20 protein-coding genes are annotated in these 21,201 nt (G+C 61.2%); 11 read left to right on the top strand and 9 right to left on the bottom strand.

Annotated elements, in window-relative coordinates:
• Window positions 1–15 precede the first annotated feature (15 nt).
• Window positions 16–897 (top strand): dienelactone hydrolase family protein, encoded by an 882-nt coding sequence (locus PH562_RS18150; RefSeq protein ID WP_113232136.1) that lies wholly within the window; start codon window positions 16–18, stop codon window positions 895–897.
• Window positions 898–1,094: 197 nt separating this feature from the next.
• Window positions 1,095–1,727: a TetR/AcrR family transcriptional regulator gene (locus PH562_RS18145; protein WP_285174458.1), complete on the top strand. Its 633-nt coding sequence runs from the start codon at window positions 1,095–1,097 to the stop codon at window positions 1,725–1,727.
• Between the two features lie 36 nt (window positions 1,728–1,763).
• Here PH562_RS18145 and PH562_RS18140 read toward each other — a convergent pair whose 3' ends face one another.
• Window positions 1,764–2,717 (bottom strand): LysR substrate-binding domain-containing protein, encoded by a 954-nt coding sequence (locus tag PH562_RS18140; protein WP_113232134.1) that lies wholly within the window; start codon window positions 2,715–2,717, stop codon window positions 1,764–1,766.
• A gap of 201 nt (window positions 2,718–2,918) precedes the next feature.
• On the opposite strand from PH562_RS18140, the gene PH562_RS18135 reads away from it, so the two are divergent.
• The 3 genes from PH562_RS18135 to PH562_RS18125 all read left to right on the top strand — a co-directional run bounded on the left by PH562_RS18135 (window position 2,919) and on the right by PH562_RS18125 (window position 5,737).
• Window positions 2,919–3,218 carry a DUF1127 domain-containing protein gene (locus PH562_RS18135; protein WP_285174457.1) on the top strand — a complete coding sequence of 100 codons (300 nt, stop codon included), beginning with the start codon at window positions 2,919–2,921 and terminating at the stop codon, window positions 3,216–3,218.
• A 192-nt stretch (window positions 3,219–3,410) separates the two neighbouring features.
• Window positions 3,411–3,989, top strand: a complete 579-nt coding sequence (locus PH562_RS18130; RefSeq protein WP_285174456.1) for a dienelactone hydrolase family protein — start codon at window positions 3,411–3,413, stop codon at window positions 3,987–3,989.
• Between the two features lie 149 nt (window positions 3,990–4,138).
• The gene (locus tag PH562_RS18125) at window positions 4,139–5,737 is read left to right on the top strand and encodes an ABC-F family ATP-binding cassette domain-containing protein (RefSeq protein WP_285174455.1); all 1,599 of its coding nucleotides are present in this window, start codon (window positions 4,139–4,141) and stop codon (window positions 5,735–5,737) included.
• Between the two features lie 9 nt (window positions 5,738–5,746).
• Here PH562_RS18125 and PH562_RS18120 read toward each other — a convergent pair whose 3' ends face one another.
• From PH562_RS18120 to PH562_RS18110, 3 genes are all read right to left on the bottom strand, one after another.
• The gene (locus PH562_RS18120) at window positions 5,747–6,625 is read right to left on the bottom strand and encodes an aldo/keto reductase family oxidoreductase (RefSeq protein ID WP_285174454.1); all 879 of its coding nucleotides are present in this window, start codon (window positions 6,623–6,625) and stop codon (window positions 5,747–5,749) included.
• Window positions 6,626–6,751: 126 nt separating this feature from the next.
• On the bottom strand, window positions 6,752–7,621 hold the full coding sequence (locus PH562_RS18115) for a DUF937 domain-containing protein (RefSeq protein WP_285174453.1): 870 nt from the start codon (window positions 7,619–7,621) through the stop codon (window positions 6,752–6,754).
• Between the two features lie 135 nt (window positions 7,622–7,756).
• Window positions 7,757–9,130: a glutamate--cysteine ligase gene (locus PH562_RS18110; RefSeq protein ID WP_285174452.1), complete on the bottom strand. Its 1,374-nt coding sequence runs from the start codon at window positions 9,128–9,130 to the stop codon at window positions 7,757–7,759.
• Window positions 9,131–9,373: 243 nt separating this feature from the next.
• Here PH562_RS18110 and PH562_RS18105 point away from each other — a divergent pair, with 243 nt between their 5' ends.
• On the top strand, window positions 9,374–9,988 hold the full coding sequence (locus tag PH562_RS18105) for a LysE family translocator (protein WP_285174451.1): 615 nt from the start codon (window positions 9,374–9,376) through the stop codon (window positions 9,986–9,988).
• A gap of 4 nt (window positions 9,989–9,992) precedes the next feature.
• Here the strand turns inward: PH562_RS18105 and PH562_RS18100 are convergent, their stop codons facing one another.
• The 3 genes from PH562_RS18100 to PH562_RS18090 all read right to left on the bottom strand — a co-directional run bounded on the left by PH562_RS18100 (window position 9,993) and on the right by PH562_RS18090 (window position 12,891).
• The gene (locus PH562_RS18100) at window positions 9,993–10,730 is read right to left on the bottom strand and encodes a 16S rRNA (uracil(1498)-N(3))-methyltransferase (RefSeq protein WP_285174450.1); all 738 of its coding nucleotides are present in this window, start codon (window positions 10,728–10,730) and stop codon (window positions 9,993–9,995) included.
• Between the two features lie 70 nt (window positions 10,731–10,800).
• Window positions 10,801–12,336 carry an inorganic phosphate transporter gene (locus tag PH562_RS18095; protein ID WP_285174449.1) on the bottom strand — a complete coding sequence of 512 codons (1,536 nt, stop codon included), beginning with the start codon at window positions 12,334–12,336 and terminating at the stop codon, window positions 10,801–10,803.
• A gap of 96 nt (window positions 12,337–12,432) precedes the next feature.
• The gene (locus PH562_RS18090; protein ID WP_374820124.1) at window positions 12,433–12,891 is read right to left on the bottom strand and encodes an NUDIX hydrolase; all 459 of its coding nucleotides are present in this window, start codon (window positions 12,889–12,891) and stop codon (window positions 12,433–12,435) included.
• Between the two features lie 302 nt (window positions 12,892–13,193).
• Between PH562_RS18090 and PH562_RS18085 the strand changes: the two genes are divergently transcribed.
• The gene (locus tag PH562_RS18085) at window positions 13,194–14,102 is read left to right on the top strand and encodes a LysR substrate-binding domain-containing protein (protein ID WP_285174448.1); all 909 of its coding nucleotides are present in this window, start codon (window positions 13,194–13,196) and stop codon (window positions 14,100–14,102) included.
• 127 nt (window positions 14,103–14,229) lie between these two features.
• Window positions 14,230–15,393 carry an adenosylhomocysteinase gene (locus PH562_RS18080; protein ID WP_285174447.1) on the top strand — a complete coding sequence of 388 codons (1,164 nt, stop codon included), beginning with the start codon at window positions 14,230–14,232 and terminating at the stop codon, window positions 15,391–15,393.
• 3 nt (window positions 15,394–15,396) lie between these two features.
• On the opposite strand, the gene PH562_RS18075 is transcribed toward PH562_RS18080, so the two are convergent.
• Entirely contained in the window at window positions 15,397–15,960 is a 564-nt protein-coding gene (locus tag PH562_RS18075; RefSeq protein WP_285174446.1) for an O-acetyl-ADP-ribose deacetylase, read from the bottom strand.
• A gap of 29 nt (window positions 15,961–15,989) precedes the next feature.
• A complete protein-coding gene (locus PH562_RS18070) occupies window positions 15,990–16,886 on the bottom strand; it encodes a LysR family transcriptional regulator (protein WP_113232123.1) in 897 nt (298 codons plus the stop codon).
• Between the two features lie 119 nt (window positions 16,887–17,005).
• On the opposite strand from PH562_RS18070, the gene PH562_RS18065 reads away from it, so the two are divergent.
• The 3 genes from PH562_RS18065 (at window position 17,006) to glcF (ending at window position 21,176) form a co-directional block, all read left to right on the top strand.
• On the top strand, window positions 17,006–18,445 hold the full coding sequence (locus PH562_RS18065) for an FAD-binding oxidoreductase (protein ID WP_285174445.1): 1,440 nt from the start codon (window positions 17,006–17,008) through the stop codon (window positions 18,443–18,445).
• Window positions 18,442–19,641: an FAD-binding protein gene (locus PH562_RS18060; protein WP_285174444.1), complete on the top strand. Its 1,200-nt coding sequence runs from the start codon at window positions 18,442–18,444 to the stop codon at window positions 19,639–19,641. Before PH562_RS18065 ends, PH562_RS18060 begins: the two co-directional genes overlap by 4 nt.
• 215 nt (window positions 19,642–19,856) lie before the next feature.
• On the top strand, window positions 19,857–21,176 hold the full coding sequence (glcF, locus tag PH562_RS18055; RefSeq protein WP_285174443.1) for a glycolate oxidase subunit GlcF: 1,320 nt from the start codon (window positions 19,857–19,859) through the stop codon (window positions 21,174–21,176).
• Window positions 21,177–21,201: the final 25 nt, after the last annotated feature.

Below are 21,201 nucleotides of genomic sequence, written 5' to 3'. Positions count from 1 at the left end.
AGGGAGAAGAGGATTATGAGCACGGAAAAGCCGGTCGTGACGCAGGCGATGATCAACGCCTATGACGAATACACGCATCTGACGCTCGACCGTCGGAGTTTCATGGAAAAGCTGACCAAGCTCGCAGGCTCGGCCGGCGCCGCCGCTGCCATCGCGCCGCTGCTTGCCGCCAACAAGGCAAGCGCCGAGGTCATTGCCGCGGATGACAACAGGCTGGAAACCAAGGATGTGACTTTTGCCGGTAGCAAGGGCGAGATGAAGGGGTATCTCGCCCGCCCGAAAAATGCGGCCGGCAACCTCGGCGGTGTCATCGTCATCCACGAGAACCGCGGCCTCAACCCGCATATCCGCGATGTCGCCCGTCGGGTGGCGCTGGAGGGTTTTGTGGTGCTGGCGCCCGATTTCCTGTCTCCGCTCGGCGGCACGCCCGAGGACGAGGACAAGGCCCGCGACATGTTCACCAATCTCGATCCGGCATTAACGGCCGCCAATGCCGAGGCGAGCCTCACCTATCTCGCCAAAACGGATGGCGCCAACGGCAAGGTCGGTGCCGTCGGCTTCTGCTGGGGTGGCGGCCTCGTCAACCGTTTCGCGACTATCTCACCGGAGCTGAAGGCTGGCGTTGCCTACTACGGCGCGCAGCCGTCGGCAGGCGAGGTTCCGAAGATCAAGGCGGCCCTGTTGCTGCATTACGCCGGCCTCGACGATCGCATCAATGCCGGCATCGATGCCTACCGCAAGGAGCTGCAGGCCGGCGGCAAGACCTTCGAGATCTTCGTCTATGACGGCGTCAATCACGCTTTCAACAACGATACCTCGGCTGCCCGATACGACAAGAAGGCGGCCGATCTTGCCTGGGGCAGGACAGTCGATTTCCTGAGGAAATACCTGTCCTAGAACGGCACAGGTTCAGGATGCGGGCTTACCGATTACGAGGGCCGAAACCATGTTTTGGCCCTCGTTCCGGAGTTCGCGCCTGCTCCTAAGTTATGATTAAAATTGGACTTTTCCCGTTTACGCGCATTGAACGCGTCGGATGTCATAGCGTCTGCGCGCTTGAGCGTCGTTCAGTGCTAGAATGAAACGGGAAGAGCATGAATCCGGATAATCCCGACCGCATTACGTTTCGAAAGAGGCCACAGCAGGAGCGAAGCATCCAGCGTGTTGATGCCATCCTGTCGGTTGCGGCCGCGCTGATCGCCGAGAAGGGGGTGAGCGCAATGAAGATGACAGAGCTGGCTACGGTTGCGGCAATCCCGATCGGCTCTGTCTATCAGTATTTTCCGGACAAGGCGGCGATTGTCCGCGCCTTGCTCGAACGGCATTCCAGCCGCATCCGGCAAAAGGTCGGAGAGGCTTTTGCCTTCGTGACATCACTCGATCACGCCATCGAGCTCGTCTGCACTATGATCGATTGGTATTATCGCGAGTTTCGCAGCGATCCCGCCTATATCGGCGTCTGGCTCGGTACCGATATCGACAGGGATATCCTCCGGCTCAACATACAGCACAGCAAGCGTGTCGCCGAAATTTTCCTGGAAAGCATTCGGCCTTTCCTTCCGGCTGAAAGCCGCATCGACCTCGAGGCGCGCACGCAGCTGTTCAGCCATTTGATCGGCGCATCCGTCCGCTTTGCCATCATGAGCGAGGAGGAAATGGCGCATCGCATGCTGCATGAATGGAAGCAGGTGATCCGCGCCACCCTGCTGGCGGAGCCGGAGCAGTAACCATCGACGAAGCTAACCGGCTGGTGCGCTTCGATTTCACCAGCCCGGCAGAATGTGCCCTGCGCGCAGTCGCGGATAGAAGCGCGTATAGGTTTTCACCTCGCCATCGAGATCGTCATCCACCGCAGCCGGCGTGATGTTGTCCAGGCAGGCCGAAATATGGGCGGTGATGGCGTTCATCAGTGATACGGACAGGCCGGCCCGCTTCATGATGCCGATCTGCACCGGCGGCAGCGGCGGAAAGCCATCGGCCTGGGTCAGCACTTTCATGCCGGTCCTGAGCGCCGATTCCGGCATGACCGAAACCGCCATGCCGGCAAGCACGGCCGCGGCAACGACGGTGCAGGACCAGCTGGTGAACAGGATCTGATAGTCGCGGCCGCCGGCATCGAGCGCCGAGCAGGCGAGCTGGCGCCATTGACAGTCGCGACGGCCGACGGCGAGCGGAATGGGCGCATCGTCGCGCAGCGGATGATTGGCCGAGCCGACCCAGCAGAGCGGTTCCGTTCGAACCACGTCCGACATGCGTTCGCGCGGATTGTGGGTGACGAGCGCAATATCGAGCTCGCCGCGATGCATGCGCTCGGCAAGGTCGACCGAGGGTTCGCAGACGATGTAAAGCTCGACATTCGGATGCGTCTTGGCGAAGCGGCCGATGATTTCGGGCATATAGCGGTCGGCATAATCGTCCGGTGTGCCGATGCGCAGCGTGCCTTCGAGACGATTGTCATCGAAAGCTGCCATCGCCTCGTTGTTCAGGCGAATGATGCGGCGGGCGTAATTCAGCAGCTTGTCGCCTTCCGCCGTCAGGCGGTTGCCGCGGCCATCCTTGATAAAGAGTTGCTTGCCAATGCGCTCTTCCAGCCGCCGCATCTGCATGGAGACGGCCGATTGCGTCTTGAACACGCGGTCGGCCGCCTTGGTGAAGCTTCCTGAATCCACGATTGCGATGAAGGTCTGCAACTGATCGATGTCAAGCGGCGCGGACATGGGTTTACCTATAAAGGAGTTTGATAGTTATCATTAGAAACATTCGTTGGACTGATCAATAGGGCTTTGGCATCTTCTGAATGCAATTCAGCATACCAATCGAACAGAACTCTTGTCGAACTCCTCCCGGCCTATGCCCTTTTCCGGATGATCGGGAAGGGGCCTGGCTGATGCGCGTGCCCCAAGGAAAGGAATATGGAAATGCGCACGATAGATCGGACACTCGGACTCGGTTTGCCAACGCCATCGCTGTCGCTGACGGCACGCGTGGGGCTTGCTTTGAGCAATGTCTCATCGATCTGGCGCGCAATCCGAAATCGTAAGGAAATCGAATATCTGAATGAACTGAACGACACTCAGTTGAGCGACATCGGCCTCACCAGGCAGGATTTGAACGCCGCGCTGACCACCTCGACCTTCTTCGGGGATCCGTCCGGTCATCTCACCAATTCCGCGCGCCGCCGCGTGCGCCTCTCCGCCTTCAGCGGCTTTAGAGGCTGATGGCGGACGATAGTTTCCCCGCAGGGTGATAGCCAATAAGCCCTGCCTCTTTCCCGGTGTTCGGCCCAAGGGCCAACACCGGGTTTTTTCTTTCTGAAGATCGGGTTTTCGTCATGGATCACGCGCGGGCAAGTTGCCTCCTGCGGCAACTGTCTTATCTAACGACCTGATCCGAATAGTAGGAAAGCGATGATGGCAACAGTGATCTTCTTCCACTCCGTCTATGGTCTGCGCTCGCTCGAGCATGAGGCGGTCGAGCGTGTGCAGGCGGCCGGGCACAAGGCTTTCGCGCCGGATCTCTATGACGGGCTGATTGCGCGATCCATCGAAGAAGGTTTCGAATTCAAGGACGAGATCGGCTGGGAAACGATCTGCGAGCGCGCCGAATGGGCGCTGGCAGGGCTGCCGGCCTCGACCGTATTGGCCGGCTTTTCAATGGGGGCCGGCGTTATCTCCAGCCTCTGGCCCAAGCGGGAAAAGGCGGCCGGCATCCTTTTACTGCATGGCGTCGCCCCGATCGCCGAGAACGCGCGCAAGGGTCTGCCCTTGCAGCTGCATTTGGCCGAACCGGACCCGTTCGAACCGGAGGAAGATGTTGCCGCCTGGCGGCGGGCCGTCGAGCGCTCCGGGACAGCTGCAGAGATTTTTCGGTATCCGGGTGGCGGCCATCTCTATACCGATGCCAGCCTGCCCGATTATGACGCCAAGGCCGCCGATCTCACCTGGAAACGTGTCATCGACTTCCTTGACGCCATCGATGCCAATGCGTGAAACGCCTGCATCTTTACTCGCAGGACTTGAACTGAAGATGCCGCTCGCTTAGTTTATGAGCATCGTTGATACCAACAGGATGTGTGCAGCAATGGATTCCACCTCGACCGCAATGCCGTTCAGCCTTGCCATCGAGGACATTCTTGCTCATGCCCATATCCATCGTTCTATCCAATCTTTCGTGGTCCACGCCTGACGGCCGGCCGCTTCTTTCAAATCTCGATCTGAGCTTCGGCGCCGAGCGCACCGGCCTTGTCGGACGCAACGGCGTCGGCAAGACGACGCTGATCAAGCTCATCTCCGGCGAACTGCAGCCGCAATCCGGCAGCATCTCGTTCAACGGCCGATTGGGGATCCTGCGCCAGAGCGTGCAGGTGGAAGCGGACGAGACCGTTGCCGATCTTTTTGGCGCAAGCGAAGCCCTTGCCGTCCTGAAGCGGGCGGAAGCCGGGGAGGCGACCAACGATGAACTCGCCCTGGCCGACTGGACGCTCGAGTCGCGCATCGCCGCAGCCCTTGATCGTGTCGGGCTCGACGTCACGCCGGAAACGCCTCTCGTGACCCTGTCGGGAGGACAGCGCACCCGTTGCGGGCTTGCGGCCCTTATCGTCGACGATCCTGATTTCTTGATCCTCGACGAACCCACAAACAATCTGGATCGCGACGGCCGCGCTGCTGTCATCGATCTGCTTGCGGGCTGGAGGGCAGGCGCCATCGTCATAAGCCACGACCGTGAGCTGCTCGATACCATGGATGCGATCGTCGAACTGACATCGCTCAGCGCCTCGCGCTATGGCGGCAACTGGAGCCAATATCGCGAACGCAAGGCGCTGGAGCTTTCCGCAGCTGAGCGTGATTTCGCCGAGGCGGAGAAGCGTGTCGCCGAAGTGGAGAGAAGCGCCCAGGCAGCCGTCGAGCGGCAGGCGAGGCGGGACAAGGTCGGCCGGAAGATGGCGGCCAAGGGCGGCATACCACGCATCATGCTTGGCGGTTTGAGGGAGCGAGCCGAGATAACGAGCGCGGAAAATACGCGGCTTGCCGAACGACGCCGCTCCCAAGCCCTGCAGGATGCTGCCGCGGCTCGCGAAAAGATCGAAATCCTGCAGCCGCTGACCGTCAAGCTGCCGACATCAGGATTGCCGGCAAACAGGATCGTCCTCAAGATGGAAGGCGTCACCGCCGGCTACGAGCCAGAACGGCCGATCCTGCGCGACTTCAATTTCATCATGACGGGGCCGGAACGTGTTGCCGTCACCGGGCCGAACGGCTCGGGCAAGACGACACTGCTGGCGCTGGTCTCCGGCGCGCTAAAACCCTGGAGCGGAACGGTGCGGGTTGTCCGTTCCGCTCTGTTGGACCAAAGGGTCAGCCTTCTCGACCCATCGATTTCGATCCGCGACAATTTCCGAAGGATCAACCCGGATGCGGACGAAAACGTCTGCCGGGCCGCGCTTGCGCGCTTCATGTTCCGGGCTGATGCCGCGCTGCAGATCGTCTCCAGCCTGAGCGGAGGCCAGCTTCTGCGCGCCGGGCTTGCCTGCGTGCTCGGGGGCGCGGCGCCACCATCGCTGCTGATCCTGGACGAACCGACCAACCATCTCGATATCGACTCCATCGCTGCGGTTGAAGCCGGGCTGCGTGCCTATGAGGGCGCGCTTCTGGTCGTCAGCCACGACGAAGTGTTTCTCGAGAATATCGGGATAGAGAGGCGGCTCGAAATGCCTGCTCGAGGCGCCTTGGATCGTTGAGGGATCGTGTCAGGCATGGTCGTCGCCGCCGATGCGATTGAGTTCGGCGATCGCATCCTCCGGCAGCTTGAGTTCAGCGGCCGCGATATTCTCCCTGAGATGGGCACGCGACGAGGTACCTGGAATGAGTAGGATGTTCGGCGCACGCTGCAGCAGCCAGGCAAGAGCCACCTGCATCGGCGTGGCGTTCAGGCGCGCCGCTACATCCGAGAGTGAAGAGGATTGCAGCGGTGTAAAGCCGCCAAGCGGGAAGAAGGGCACATAGGCGATGCCGTCGTGTTCCAGCTCATCGACCAGTGCATCATCCGTGCGCTGTGCCAGATTGTAGAGGTTCTGCACGCAGACGATCTCGGTGATCTTACGCCCTTCGGCGATCTGGTTTCGCGTGACATTGCTCAACCCGATATGGCGCACCAGACCCTGCCGTTTAAGTTCGGCAAGGGCGGTCAGCGGCGCCTCGATCGAGCCCTCTGTCGGGTGATGCGGGTTGATCATGACGCGAAAATTGACGACATCGAGCACGTCGAGCCTCAGATTGCGCAGATTGTCATGAACCGCCTGCGTCAGCTCCTCGCGCGAAAAGGCCGGCAGCCAGGAGGCATCCGCGCCGCGCCGTGCGCCGATTTTTGTAACGATGACGAGATCATCGCGATAGGGATGGAGCGCTTCCCGGATCAGCTGGTTGATCACATGCGGACCGTAGAAATCGCTGGTGTCGATGTGGTTGATGCCGGATGCGATTGCTTCGCGCAAGACTGCGAGCGCGGTGTCGTGGTCCTTCGGCGGGCCGAATACGCCGGGGCCTGCAAGCTGCATGGCGCCGTAGCCGAGCCGTTTGACCTTGCGGTCCCCAAGGGTAAAGCTGCCGGATTGATCGATGCTGGACATGGCTATCTCCTTTTCAAGATGAAATAAGAAATAGGCGCAGTCGTAGTGTGTGATAATCGGGTGCAATCCGCACGGCCTGTGCGGAATTACGAACAGTGGATGGAACGGAATAAGACTACTCGAGCGTCACTTCTGTTTCGGCGCCGGCTTGTCCCCACTCTGCATGTAGCTGTCGAAGATCGCTTCCATGTTCTTTTGGTAATTCTTCTGCACTTCGAGGCCGCTGTCGAACATGGCGTTGAACATCTCGGTATAGGCCGCCATGTCGATGCCGGCGGCAGGCTTGGCCTTCGGTTCTTCCTTCGGCGGCTCCGCCGGCATCGGGAAGTTCTTCATCATGTCCTGAAAGGCCTTGGCGAAGGGATTGTCGAGGAAAGGATTGGTCGGCGCCGGCTTTTCGCGCTTGACCGCATCGGCGCCGAACATCAGCTCCATCGCCTGGGTGAAGGGATTGTCGAAGATGCTTGCCTGCGGCGTCGGCTGCTGCTTGGGCGCAAAGCCGATGCTCTGCAGCCAGTCCTGCATCATCTCGCCCATATCGGTATTGAGGAAGGGATTGGCCATCTGTGGGATCTGGCCGCTGGTTTCCTTGAACAGACCGCCCATCAGCGTATCGGCCATGGCAGGCAGCATGCGCTTGTAGATTTCCTGACCGATGCCGGTCATCTGTGCGGCCTGTGCGGCAATCGCACGCGACACGTCCTTCGAACCGAACAGCCGTCCGAGCACCGCATTGCCGTCGGCAACGCCCTCGGGCGTAAAGGCCCTGGTCATGTCTTCGAAATATTTGGCGTAGTTGCCGGAGCTGATGTCCTGCATCACGCCTATGAAATTATAGGGATCGGTGGCGCTGCGCTTAAAGCCGGAGGAAAAGGCCGGCATCAGCGCGGCCATCGCTTTCGTCGCCTGCTCCTGCGCCAGATTGAACTGCTTGGCCATGGCCTCCGTGGCGGCGCCATTCTGTGCCTGCATCATCATGTCGAAGAGTGGCAGCATCGAAGTCCCTTTCCCCGCTATGAGGCCGCTTCGGAATCACGCGGCGCTTGCTTGCAGCAGTATAGCGGGAAAAAAGGGTGCGCCTACCGGTTTCTGTTCCGGCTTGACCGGCTAATGACAGCAGCCAATCGCCTATCAGTACTGATATTCCTCGAAGATCGGCTCGACCGACTGGTTCCAGCGGCCATTGTAGAGCATCAGCAGATCGTCAGCGAGCGTGCCCTTCTTGGCAAGCAGCTCGTCGAGCGGCGAAAGGAAGACGGTTTCGTCCTGGCCGTCGCCATTCAGGCGATTGCGGTTCTTCAGGCCAAGGCGGGAAATGCCGATCACTTCGCGTGCAATATCAAGCAGACCGTGGCCCTTGATCGAAGCCTTCAAGCCCAGTGCCGGAACGACATCACGCAGCGCGTTGACCTCCTGGAAGTTCCAGTCCTTGGTCAGCTCGTCCGCCGCCGTCAGCGCCTCGTCGTCATAGAGCAGGCCAACCCAGAAGGCCGGCAACGCACAGATGCGGCGCCACGGGCCACCATCTGCGCCGCGCATTTCGAGGAAGCGCTTGAGGCGAACATCCGGGAAGAGGGTGGAGAGATGGTTCGTCCAATCGCCCATCGTCGGTTGCCAATCGGTGATTTCGCCCTTCAGCGCTCCATCCATGAACTGACGGAAAGTGACATGGGTACAGTCGTGATAACGGCCGTCGCGAACGACGAAATACATGGGAACGTCGAGCGCCCACTTCACATAGTCTTCGAAGCCGAAATCGTCGCGGAAGGTGAAGTCGAGCAGGCCCCCGCGGCGGTTGTCGGTATCTTTCCAGATCTCGCCACGCCAGGAGGAAAGCCCGTTCGGCTTGCCCTCGGTGAAGGGAGAGGAGGCGAAAAGCGCCGTTGCCAGCGACTGCAGCTTCATCGAAACGCGCATCTTGCGGCGCATGTCGGCTTCCGACGAGAAGTCGAGGTTCACCTGGATCGTGCACGTGCGGTACATCATGTCGAGACCCATGGTGCCGACCTTCGGCATGTAGCGGGTCATGATCTCGTAGCGCGATTTCGGCATGCGCGGCGTTTCGGCAAGGGTCCACTTCGGGCTGCCGCCGACACCGAGGAAGCGGATACCCATCGGCTCGGCGATCTCGCGCACCGCCGCCAGGTGATTGTTCGATTCCTTGCAGGTCTGATGGATGGTTTCGAGCGGCGCGCCGGAAAGTTCGAATTGGCCGCCCGGCTCGATCGAGATCGCGCCCATGCCGGAGGGTTCGCCGAGCCCGATGATGTTGTCGCCGTCCATGATCGGATCCCAGCCGCTCTTCTTCTGCAGTCCCGTGAGGAGCGCGGAAATGCTGGCTTCGCCGAAATAGGGGACCGGGCTGTTGTCGGCGCGGAAAAACACGAATTTCTCGTGCTCGGTGCCGATGCGGAATTTCTCCTTCGGCTTGTTGCCGGCGGCCAGATAGGCCGTCATTTCCGAGACCGAGGAGAGCGGGGTCTGGTCGGTGGTGTCGCGCGCCATGGTATTACCTTAGATCTCGGAGAAGAACCCGCGCCAGCCGCAGGTCAACAGGAGGGTGATTGACGCGGATTGACGTACGGCGCAAGTGAATTTCTTTCAAGGGTCGTTCAAAAAAATAGGATTTTATGTCTCGCAAGTGCATCACGCCAGTGGCAGGCACAAGCATATTTGCACAAGCGTTCAAGACGCCTCTCTATTCACGCCGCTAGTTTTGCTTCCATTGACATCAAGCGGAGCATATCGATGAACGGTCCCAATGCCCTTTACTATTCCATACTGACACTGCTGCTTGCTTCGGTGGTCATCATGGGCAGCCCAGGCCCGTCCACGATCAGCGCGACAGCAATGGGCGCCGCCTATGGTTTCAGGCGGTCGCTCGCTTACGTCTCCGGTCTCATCGCAGGCACCGTGTCGGTTTTGCTGACCGTCGCCGCCGGCGTCGTTGCGATCCTGCTGTCCGTGCCGCACGGCGCATTGCTGCTGACGGTGGTTTCCGCCGTCTATATCCTCTATCTCGCCTTCAAGATCGCCACGGCGCCGCCGCTGTCCCGCCGCGACGATCAGGTCGCGGCGCCTGCCTTTTCCGGCGGGTTCCTGCTTGCCGTCGCCAATCCCAAGGCCTACCTGGCGATCGCCGCCGTCTTTGCCGGCGTCAGCCTGTTTCAGGATCAGAGGCTGCTCGACGCTACCGCCAAGATTGCGCTGCTGACGGTCATGATCGTCGCCATCCACATGGTGTGGCTTCTCGTCGGCGCTTCGCTGTCCCGTTTTCTTCAAGATCCGAAGATCTCGCGGATCGTCAACATCTCGCTGGCGATCCTGCTGGTCGTTGCGACCGTCGTCGCCGTGCTGGAGTGAAGCCTCAGTTCCAGTCGCCGATCGCGGCCTGGATAACGGCCATCGCGGCTACAGCCGCCGTATCGGCACGCAGGATGCGCGGACCGAGCGGAATAGCGGTGACGAAATCGAGGCTGCGCAAGAGGGAGCGCTCTTCTTCGGAAAAGCCGCCTTCTGGGCCGACCAGCAGCGCCAGATGCTTCTCCTTTACCTGCGTCAAAAGCGGCAGCGGATTTTGGCCGGCATCGCCCTCGTCGCAATAGATGATGCGGCGCTCGCGCGGCCAGCTTGCCAACAGATCGGTAAGCCTCACCGGCTCGGCGACATCGGGAATGCCAAGGATGCCGCATTGCTCGGCAGCCTCGATGACATTGGCCCTGACCTTGTCGAGATTGGTGATCTTGCCTTGCACATGCTGCGTCATGACCGGCTGCAGGAGGCCGGCGCCCATTTCGACCGCCTTCTGTACGAGATAATCCAGTCGCCCGACCTTTAACGGCGCAAAGAGATAATGCAGGTCCGACGGGGCCGGCTGCGGGCGTGTCTCCTCGACCGGCGTCAGCAGGAGGCGCTTGCGGGTGGGGAAGGAAACGCCGGCTTTCCACTCGCCGTCGCGGCCGTTGAAGATCAGGAGTTCGGCGCCATCCTCCATGCGCAGCACGTTGGCGAGATAGTTGAACTGGTCATGGTCCGCCTCGATGGGTGCACCTGCCTTGATGTTTGATGTCACAAACAGCCGCTGCATGCGGAAATTGGCGCGCATGGATGATCCCCGGAATTACTTAGAACAATGAGATAGAGCGGTTCGGAGACTCGGTGGGAACCGAACCGCTCTAAATGAAGAGCGCGACCATAACCCAATAAACGATGGCGGCAAGCAGGGCTGCGACCGGCACCGTGATCGCCCATGCGGCGATGATGGTCATGAAATGCGAACGGCGCACGAGCCGGCGGCGATGAACCTCATCGGGATTGCGCTCATCGGTGGCTTCCGGCTCACTCCAGGGTATGCCCGCCGCCTCGGCCTTTTTGCGCATGTACTCAAATCGCCGCTTGGAACGGACGGTGGACCACTCGCGAAAGAAGCCGACGCCGAAGACCGCGCCAACGGTAATGTGGGTCGAACTCACCGGGAAACCGAACCAGGCGGCCACGATGACGGTGAGGGCCGCAGACACCGCGACGCAATAGGCCCGCATCGGATTGAGTTTGGTGATCTGCTCACCCAGAAGACGAATGAGCCGTGGCCCGTAGAGCAGAACGCCGACGGAAATGCCGCAGCCGCCGATCATGACCACCCAGAAGGGAGCCGTCTGGGTGGTCGTTTCAGCGAAGACGTTCAGCGAGCCGCCAAGCCCGATATCGCGGACGATCGCGGCCAGCGGCCCGATGGCGTTGGCAACGTCGTTGGCGCCATGCGCGAAGGACATCAGGGCTGCCGAACAGATCAGCGGCAGGCGGAAAAGCTTGCGCAGCGAGCTGTTCTTGTTTTCCAACCCGACCGATTGCGCCTTTACCAGCGGCCGCGCGGCTAGCCAGGCGATGATGCCGACCGCGAGGCCGATCGTCAGATTGAGGATACTGGGTATTGCGCCTTTGGGTTCGAGCTGGACCACGAGGTAGCCCGAGAAGGCGCCGGCCATCAGCCCGATCAGGATGGGAATCCAGTATCTGGCGGCGGCAATCTTGTCGTCGCGATAGATGATGCATGTCTCGATGAAATAGAGGATGCCGGCGGCGATGGTGCCGCCGAGAAAGGGCGTTACAACCCAGCCTGCGGAAATGGCTGCCAGCGTGTTCCAGTTCACCAGTTCCGGGCCGACGGCAGCTGCACCTGCGCCGACAACGGCGCCGACGATCGTATGCGTGGTTGAAACGGGCGCCTTCCGCCATGTGGCGAAATTGATCCAGAGCGCTGCTGCGAGAAGGGCTGCCATCATCAGCCAGGCAAGCTTGCCGATGCTGATGATGCGGTTGGTGTCGACGATATGTGTCGAGATCGTGTTGATGACCGGGCCGCCGGCGATCGTCGCCCCGAGAATCTCGAAAATTGCCGCCATGGCGAGGGCCTGCGCCATGGTGATCGCCCGCGCACCGACGGCCGCGCCGACATTGTTGGCGACGTCCTTGGCGCCGATGTTCATGGCCATGTAGCCGGCAAGCGCCACCGCAGCAAAGATCAGGGTCGCCCCCGGCTGGTCGAGCACGTAGATCCCGGCAAAGACCATGGCGAGACCGAGGAAGATCAGGCCGATGCCCGGCGCCACCAGACGCCTCGTGACGTGATGAGTCGCGTCCTCGACATAGGTGAATTTGTCGAGGTCCTTGTCGAGCGTCCTTTTTGAAGGCGTGGCCGGTCGGTCGGGCATGCAATTCTCTGGGTCAAAACTCTCGTATTGCGCTGACCGATGAGGCGCGCAATATCCGCCATGCACACTGGCACAGTTTTTTGTGACGAATGTGGCTTATTTCGCCTGGATTGCAGGGGGAGCTGCCGTCATCCGCTGAGCGAAGGCAAGAATGAGGTCGTGCAGCTCCGGTTCGCGAACACGTTCCGCGGCTTCCTCGAAGGAGACCCACTCCATGGAGCGCTCACCCTTTTCCTTGAAGTTCTTGACGAGTTCACTGACTTCGAGGGCGTAGACCTGCACCCTGCACGGCACCTGAATGCCGTCCTTCAGCACCTTGTCGTAGCCGAATGAGCCTAGCGGCTCGGTTTCCACCACGCCGCGCACGCCTGCCTCTTCATAGGCTTCGCGGGCAGCGACCTCGTGGGAGAGCTTGCCGGGCATCGGCCATCCCTTGGGGATGACCCAGCGACCGGTGTCGCGGCTGGTCAGCAACAACATCTCAAAATGACCGGTTTTCTTTTTCACCCGATAACAAAGCGCAGCATATTGCTGTCGCGGCGGACGCCGAAACATGAGTTGCACATCATTTGCTATGCGGCTGAGAAAGGCCAATTGTCGGTTCACCTTTGAGAGTTGGAGTGAAGGCTGGAATCTATATTATCATGGTGTGGAAAAAATTTGCGCGTCATATAAGGCTATATGGTATTTCCCCACAAAATTATTGAGTGTTGCATAGATAAAAATGCGAGGATTTGTCTTCTGATATTCGCCGGCGATTGTGCTGAAAGCGACATTCAACAGCATTTTCGTGCCGCAGATGGCGCAATTGCTTGGATGTGGCTGCTATCGTTTTGGAAAGAGAGAAAAAATTTATTATGTCCGGACGCACCCCGCCTCGACGCCTGCCGCCTTTGAACGCGCTGCGTGCCTTCGATGCGGTGGCGCGCTGCGGTAGCATTTTGAAGGCGGCTGACGAGCTTGGCGTCGTGCGCGGGGCTATCAGGCAGCAGCTGAACCTGCTGGAGGCACATTTTGGCGTACCCCTGTTCGACCGGGAGAATGGCCGGCTGGTGCTGACAGCGAAGGGCCGGGCATTCGCCGATTCCGTTGGCGTCGCCTTTGGCATCCTGACGCGGGCCTCCGCCGAACTTTCCGGCGGCGAACGGCGGTCGATCCGGCTCGGCGTTCCCTCGGCCTTTGCCGTCTGGTGGCTGATGCCGCGCCTCGCCGCGCTTCAGACGGTCCTTCAGGATATCGATATCGATATCGTACCGATGGCAATCGTTGAGCCGCTTGCCAAGCGCCCCGACCTGGAAGCGGTCATCATGGGGGGCGAATACCGGCCGATGCGCGATATCACGGCCATTCGTTTCATGGAGGATGAGTTCGGTCCCGTCACAACGCCAGATATCGCCGATCGTCTCGGGCTTGCCGATGGTGTACCGACGCTTGCCGGAGCCGTTGCCCTTGCAAGCCGTTCCGCCCCGAGCCTGTGGGAGGATTGGTTTGCCGAAAGCGGTCACGCCCCCATCCGCTTTGCCGGCAATCGCGAATTCGAAGACCTGCTGCTTGCGATCGGCGCCGCCCGCTCGGGCCTCGGGGTCGCCATCGCCCCACGTACCGCCATTGGCGAGGAAATCGATCGCGGTATTTTGGTCGCGCCCTTCGGCTTCATCCGTAGGCCGGCAGGCTACAGCCTCAGCATTCGCAGCAGCGACGTGAAGGACCCGGCGTTGGTACGATTGGCGGATTGGCTAAGCGAGGCAGGGGCCGAACCGGCTTAGCAAAACACCAAAACGAAGCGCACCGACATGGCAGATTTTCTGCCATGCAGCGCATTGCAATGTCCATCGACACCTCCTTTGCGATCGTGACAGATCGCGGCATCGAACCAACCGGCAAGAGCGCATCATGGATCAGTCTTCTTCTCTTTCGCGTATCGACTGGGTGGCGCGCAGCTGCCGGCTCCTGACCGCCACGGCAGCGGAATTTCGTAACACAAAACCCTTTGCCGGCCTCACCATCGGCACCGGCATTCACCTCGAGCCGAAGACGGTTGCGCTGCTGATGACGCTGCGTGCCGGCGGCGCCGATCTCGTCTGCACCGGCAATCTCAACAGCACCCAGCCGGAAACGGTGGACTATCTGCGCGCTCAGGGCATCAAGGTTTTTGCGACGCAGACCCGCGACGCAGAGGAGCATGGTGCGAGCCTCGACGCGATCCTGGCGGAAAAGCCGGACCTGCTGCTCGACAATGGCGGCGATCTCTTCGCTCGCGCGGCCGACAGGGCCTATGCCAATCTGCTTGGCGGCACCGAGGAAACCACATCCGGCCGCACCCGGCTGCTGCCGATGCGCGACAAGCTCAACATGCCGATCCTCGTCATCAACGACAGCCCGATCAAGCAGTTCGCCGAAAACCGGCATGCCGTCGGGCAAAGCATGTTCGAAAGCTATCTGCGCTTCACCAACCGCTCCACCAATGGTAAGCGTGTGACCGTCTTCGGCTACGGCGCCTGCGGCAAGGGCACGGCGGCGTGCTTCCGCAACGCATTCTCCGCCGTCAGCGTCGTCGATATCGATCCGGTGACGACACTCGAAGCTCATCTCGATGGCTTCACAACGCCGCTGCGTGAACTAGCGATCCGCTCTGCCGATGTGTTGATCACTGTGACGGGCTATCCGAACATCATCACGGTTGCCGATCTGCCCTTGATCAAGGATGGTGCGATCCTGATGAACGGCGGCCACTTCCCGCATGAGATCGATGTCGAAGGCTTCCGCAGCAGTCCCGATGTCGTCGGCGTCGATCGCTACGAAGTTGAGCAGATCGAGTCCGTCCACATGCGCGATGGCCGAGCCTTCCACATTCTCGGCGGCGGTCACATGGCCAATCTGGCCGGCCCGCGTCCGCTGGGGAATACTGTCGAATCCATGGATCTCGGCTTCGCCCTGCAGGCGCGATGCCTGGAGCGGGTCGCCAAGGGCGGCCTCGGCAAGGAGGCCTGCGTCATCCCCGTTCCCACCGATATAGATGCCCTGGTCGCCTCCGCCTATCTCGATCTGGCGCGATAGGCATCAGGCTCCGAACAGCGCCTGCGGCAGCAATCGGTCGTAGAGTGCCGCCATCTCGTCGCCGAAGCAGCAGAAGATGATCTCCTCGAAGGCGCCATCCTTGCTTTCGGCAAGGGTGGTGCGGATCGCAATCTCCGCCGCCGGCTCGGCGGGAAAGCGATAAACGCCGGTGGAGATTGCCGGGAAGGCAATGGTTTTGAGCCCGCGTTCCCGGGCAAGGCCGAGGCTGTTGCGATAACAGCTGGCGAGCAGTTCTTCCTCGTCACGATCGCCACCGTTCCAGACAGGGCCGACGGTGTGGATCACATGCCGTGCCGGCAGGCGGTATCCCATGGTGATCTTCGCTTGACCGGTTCTGCAGCCGTTCAGGCTCCGGCATTCGGCGAGGAGATCCGGTCCGGCAGCACGATGGATCGCGCCATCGACGCCCCCGCCGCCGAGCAGGCTGCTGTTGGCTGCATTGACGATGGCATCGACCGGAAGCTTGGTAATATCGCCGAGAGCCACGGTGAAGCGCGTCTTCGCGGTGGAGGTGACATCGGAACGAATGATCTCAGGCGCGGACATGATGATCTCCTCGATCCCAGAAAGGGTTCTCACCGCTCCCAATAGGGAAGGGGGCCATAAAGTTCCGCGAGAAAATCGATGAAGACGCGCACTTTTGCCGGCAGGAATTGCCGGCTGGGGTAAACAGCCGACAGCGTGACGTTGTGCGAGCCTTCATAGGCCGGCAGCACCTGCACGAGGCGGCCGTCGCGCAGTTCCGGCCCGATATCCCAGGTCGAGCGCAGCGCAATGCCGAGGCCCGCAATGACGGCTTCGCGCACGACTTCACTGGAATTGGTAATGAGCCTGCCCTCGGGCCGAAAGATCAGGCTGCCTTTCGGCCCCTCCAGCCGCCACGGGTCGAGATTGTGCGCGGGCAGGCAGATATGTCGGCGCAGATCGTCGATATCCTCGGGCATGCCATGAGCATCGATATAGGCAGGGGAGGCACAGAGCACGCGGCGTACGGGGGCCAGCCTGCGCGCGACGAGACTGGAATCCGTCAGTTCGGCAATGCGGATGGCAAGATCGAAGCCGCCGCCGACGATATCCACGAATTCGTCGCTGAGCACGAGGTTGAGTGCCAGTTCGGGATGGGCCTGCATGAAGGATTTCAGATGCGGCGCGATGTGCAGGCGGCCGAAGGAGGTTGGGGCCGAGATTTTCAGCGTGCCGTGCATCTGCGAGGAACGGCCGGCAATATAGGCTTCCGCCTCTTCCAGCCCGGCGAGAATGGCAAGCACGCGGTCGTAGAAGCCCTGGCCCGCTTCCGTCAGCGAAATCTGCCGCGTCGTGCGCTGCAGGAGCCGTGTGCCGAGCCTGTCTTCCAGGCGCTTGATGCGCTTCGAAATGACGGCGGGCGAAAAACCGAGAGCACGGCCCGTCAGCGACATGCTACCGGTCGCGACGACGCTGGCGAAGATCTCGAGATCTCCTAAATTGGTCATGCAGAATTGTTCCTGTTTTGGAATAAGTGCTTATCATTTGCTCCAAACTTGGGAAAGCGCTAAGCCTGTAATGCGCTAAAAGGGGCTGTATCCGCAAAGGGATGCAGGAGGAGGACGGCATGGCCGAGGCCATTTCATTTCTGGAGCCGCGTGCGGATGTTCTGGCTCGCCGCAGCGCGATCGTTGCCGATCTAGCCGATCTTCTCGCGCCGGAATGCCTGATCCATGAGCCGCGCGAACTCGTACCCTTCGAAACCGATGCCTTCGTCTCCTATCGCCGCCTGCCGCTTGCCGTCGCCCTGCCGCGCTCGACGGCGGAAGTGGCAGCCGTCATGAAATATTGCCATCGCTACGGCATTCCCGTCGTGCCGCGCGGCGCCGGCACTTCGCTCTCCGGCGGCGCGATACCGCAGGAAGATGCCGTCGTCCTCGGCCTCTCCAAGATGAACCGCATCCTCGATATCGATTATGCCAACCGCACCGCGACCGTGCAGGCGGGTGTGACGAACCTCCATGTCTCCGAAAGTGTTTCGGCCGACGGCTTCTTTTATGCACCCGACCCGAGTTCGCAGCTTGCCTGCACCATCGGCGGCAATATCGGCATGAATTCTGGCGGCGCCCACTGTCTGAAATACGGTGTCACGACGAACAATCTGCTCGGCGTCAAGCTTGTCCTCACCGACGGCACCATCATCGATCTCGGCGGCAAGGCACTGGATGCGGCGGGCTACGATCTGCTCGGTCTCGTCTGCGGCTCCGAAGGTCAGCTCGGCATCGTTACCGAGGCGACGGTGCGGCTCATCGCCAAGCCGGAAGGCGCCCGGCCGGTGCTCTTCGGCTTCGACAGTTCCGAGGAGGCCGGCGCCTGTGTGGCCGATGTGATTGCCGCCGGCATCGTGCCCGTCGCGATCGAATTCATGGACAAGCCGGCAATCGGAATCTGTGAAGCTTTTGCCAAAGCCGGCTATCCCCTCGATGTAGGGGCCCTGCTGATCGTCGAGGTTGAAGGTTCGGAGGCGGAAATGGATGATATGCTGGCTAGCATCGTCGCCATCGCCCGTACTCATAAGGTCAAGACGGTGCGCGAATGCCAGTCGGCAACCGAGGCGGCCCTGATCTGGAAGGGCCGGAAATCCGCCTTCGGCGCCACCGGCCGCATCGCCGATTATATTTGCATGGACGGCACCGTGCCGCTCAGCCAGCTTTCCTATGTGCTGCAGAAGACGACGGAGATCGTCGATCGCTATGGCCTGCGCGTCGCCAATGTTTTCCATGCAGGCGATGGCAACATGCATCCACTGATCCTCTTCAATGCCAACGACCCCGACGAGGCAGCCAAGGCGGAAGCGGCCGGCAATGATATCCTGCGGCTCTGTGTCGATGCCGGCGGTTGCCTCACAGGCGAGCACGGTGTGGGCATCGAGAAGCGCGACCTGATGCGGCACCAATATGCCGATGTCGATCTCGCCCAGATGATGTCGGTGCGCGCGGCCTTCGATCCCGGCTGGATCCTCAATCCTTCCAAAGTCTTCCCGCTCGACGGACGCAACGCCGCATGACCGAATTTCGTCCCAGGACCGAGGAGGAAGCCGCCTCAATCATCGGCGATCATGCGACACGCGGCGCGGCTCTCGCGATCGTCGGCGGCAATACGCGATCCGGCTTCGGCAACGCGGTGGCGTCCGAAGCGGTGCTCTCGTCACGTGGCCTGACCGGCATCGTCGCCTACAATCCGGGTGAGATGGTGATGACGGCCCGCGCCGGCACGCCGGCCGCCGAGATCGAGGCGGCTCTTGCCGAGGCCGGCCAGATGATGGCGTTCGAGCCGATGGATCACAGGCCGCTGATGGCAACCGAAGGTGAGCCGACGATCGGCGGCATTTTCGCAGCCAACGTCTCCGGCCCACGCCGTTTCGTCAGTGGCGCGGCGCGCGATAGCCTGCTCGGCGTCCGTTTCGTCAATGGCAAGGGCGAGATCGTCAAGGCCGGGGGGAGGGTGATGAAGAATGTCACCGGTCTCGATCTGGTCAAGCTGATGGCCGGCTCACACGGTACGCTCGGCCTTCTGGCCGAAGTAACGTTCCGTGTGCCGCCGAAGCCGAAGACCGAGGAGACGATTGTCCTCTCCGGTCTCAACGATGCCGAAGCTGCCAATGCGATGGCCGCCGCCATGGCCCTGCCGCTCGAAGTATCGGGCGCCGCCCATCTACCGCTAACGGTCGCCTGGTCCTTTCTCGACGGCAAGCTGCCGCAAGGCGAGGCGACGGTGCTGCGCATTGAGGGTCTTCCGGGCTCTGTCTCGGTCCGCGGCCAAAAGCTTGCCGCCGCCATGAGCCGGCTCGGCTCGGTGAAACGTCTTGAGAGGGATGACAGCCGCAGGCTCTGGCGTGAGATCCGCAATGTGAAGCCCTATGCCGATGGCACTTCGCGTCCGGTCTGGCGCGTCTCGGTCGCCCCCGGCACCGGCCATCAGCTCGTTGCGGCTCTTCGCCTGGAGGAAGGTGTCGATGCCTATTACGATTGGCAGGGCGGGCTCGTCTGGATGCGAATGGAAGCGGCGCCGGAAGGTGAGATGCTTAGGCGCTACATTCACGCGCTTGGTGGCGGGCATGCGACATTGATGCGCGCCACCCCAGCCCACCGTGCGACGACACCGGCCTTCCAGCCGCAACCTGAAGCAGTGGCGCTGCTTTCGGCGCGCGTGAAGGAAAAATTCGATCCGGCGGGGATTTTCAATCCGGGGAAGATGGGGTGATGCAGATGGCGTCTTATCTACGATTGCCCCTCACCCTAACCCTCTCCCCGCGGGCGGGGAGAGGGGACGACGTCTTTTACTCGGCAGCATCGGATGTAACTAAGCTGAGGGACGACGGAGGCTGCGTCTATCCCCTTCTCCCCGTTAAAACGGGGAGAAGGTGGCCGATAGGCCGGATGAGGGGCACGGTCTTGCTCGAACGGGGACATGTGTAAATGCAAACCAATTTCACGCCCGAACAGCTCGCCGATCCGCATGTGGCCGAATCCGAGGCAATCCTGCGCAAATGCGTGCATTGCGGTTTCTGCACCGCCACCTGCCCGACCTATGTGACGCTCGGCAATGAGCTCGACAGCCCGCGCGGCCGCATTTATCTCATCAAGGATATGCTGGAAAACGGCCGGCAGGCCGATGCCGAAGTGGTGACGCATATCGACCGCTGCCTTTCCTGCCTTGCCTGCACCACGACCTGTCCCTCAGGCGTCGATTACATGCACCTGATCGACCATGCGCGCGTCCATGTCGAGAATACCTATAAGCGTCCGCTGATGGATCGGCTGACTCGCAATGTGCTGGCAGCCGTGCTGCCCTATCCCAGCCGTTTCCGGCTGGCCTTGCGGCTCGCAAACCTCGGCCGGCCATTCAAGGGTCTGTTGAGGCGCGTTCCGGCTCTGAAGGCTTTCGCCGCCATGCTCGATCTTGCGCCGCGCAGCATTCCCGCGCCGTCGCCTTTTGCAAAGCCGATGCTGCACGCACCGCAGGCGGAGCGGCGCGGTCGTGTGGCGATCCTGACGGGCTGCGCTCAGCCGGTGCTCGATCCCGAAATCAACGCAGCCACCATCCGCCTGCTGAGTCGCCTCGGTGTCGAGGTTGTCGTACCGGAAGGGGAGGTCTGCTGCGGCTCGCTGGTTCATCATATGGGGCGCGAGGAACAGGCGCTTGCCGCCGCCCGCGCCAATGTCGATGTGTGGCTGCGTGAGGTCGAGGCCGGAGGGCTGGACGCCATCATCATCACGGCGTCGGGCTGCGGCACGACCATCAAGGATTACGGGCACATGCTGCGCCTCGATCCAGCCTATGCCGACAAGGCGGCAAGGGTGTCAGCGCTCGCCAAGGACATCACCGAATATCTCGCAAGTCTCGACCTTCCCTCGCATATGCCGCGCGGCATCACGGTCGCCTATCATTCCGCCTGCTCCATGCAGCATGGGCAGAAGATCACCATGTTGCCGAAGCTGCTTTTGAAGGCGGCCGGCTTCACGGTGCGCGATCCGGCGGAGGGACATCTCTGTTGCGGCTCGGCCGGCACCTACAACATCATGCAGCCGGAAATTTCGGCGGAGCTGAAGGCGCGCAAGGTCAGGAACATCGAAGCGACGAAAGCCGATATCATCGCCACGGGCAATATCGGCTGCATCACGCAGATCGCCACGGGAACGGCTATCCCAATCCTGCATACGGTGGAGCTGCTGGACTGGGCCTATGGCGGCGAAATGCCCGCGAAACTGAAGGGTCTGCAGCCGGCCGCTGCTTAGAGGAATTCCAGGAAAAGTGCAGAGC

Source organism: Rhizobium centroccidentale (assembly GCF_030182565.1).
Lineage (GTDB): Bacteria > Pseudomonadota > Alphaproteobacteria > Rhizobiales > Rhizobiaceae > Rhizobium.
Note: the sequence above shows the minus strand (reverse complement) of the source record. Positions and strands in the feature narration are given on the sequence as shown.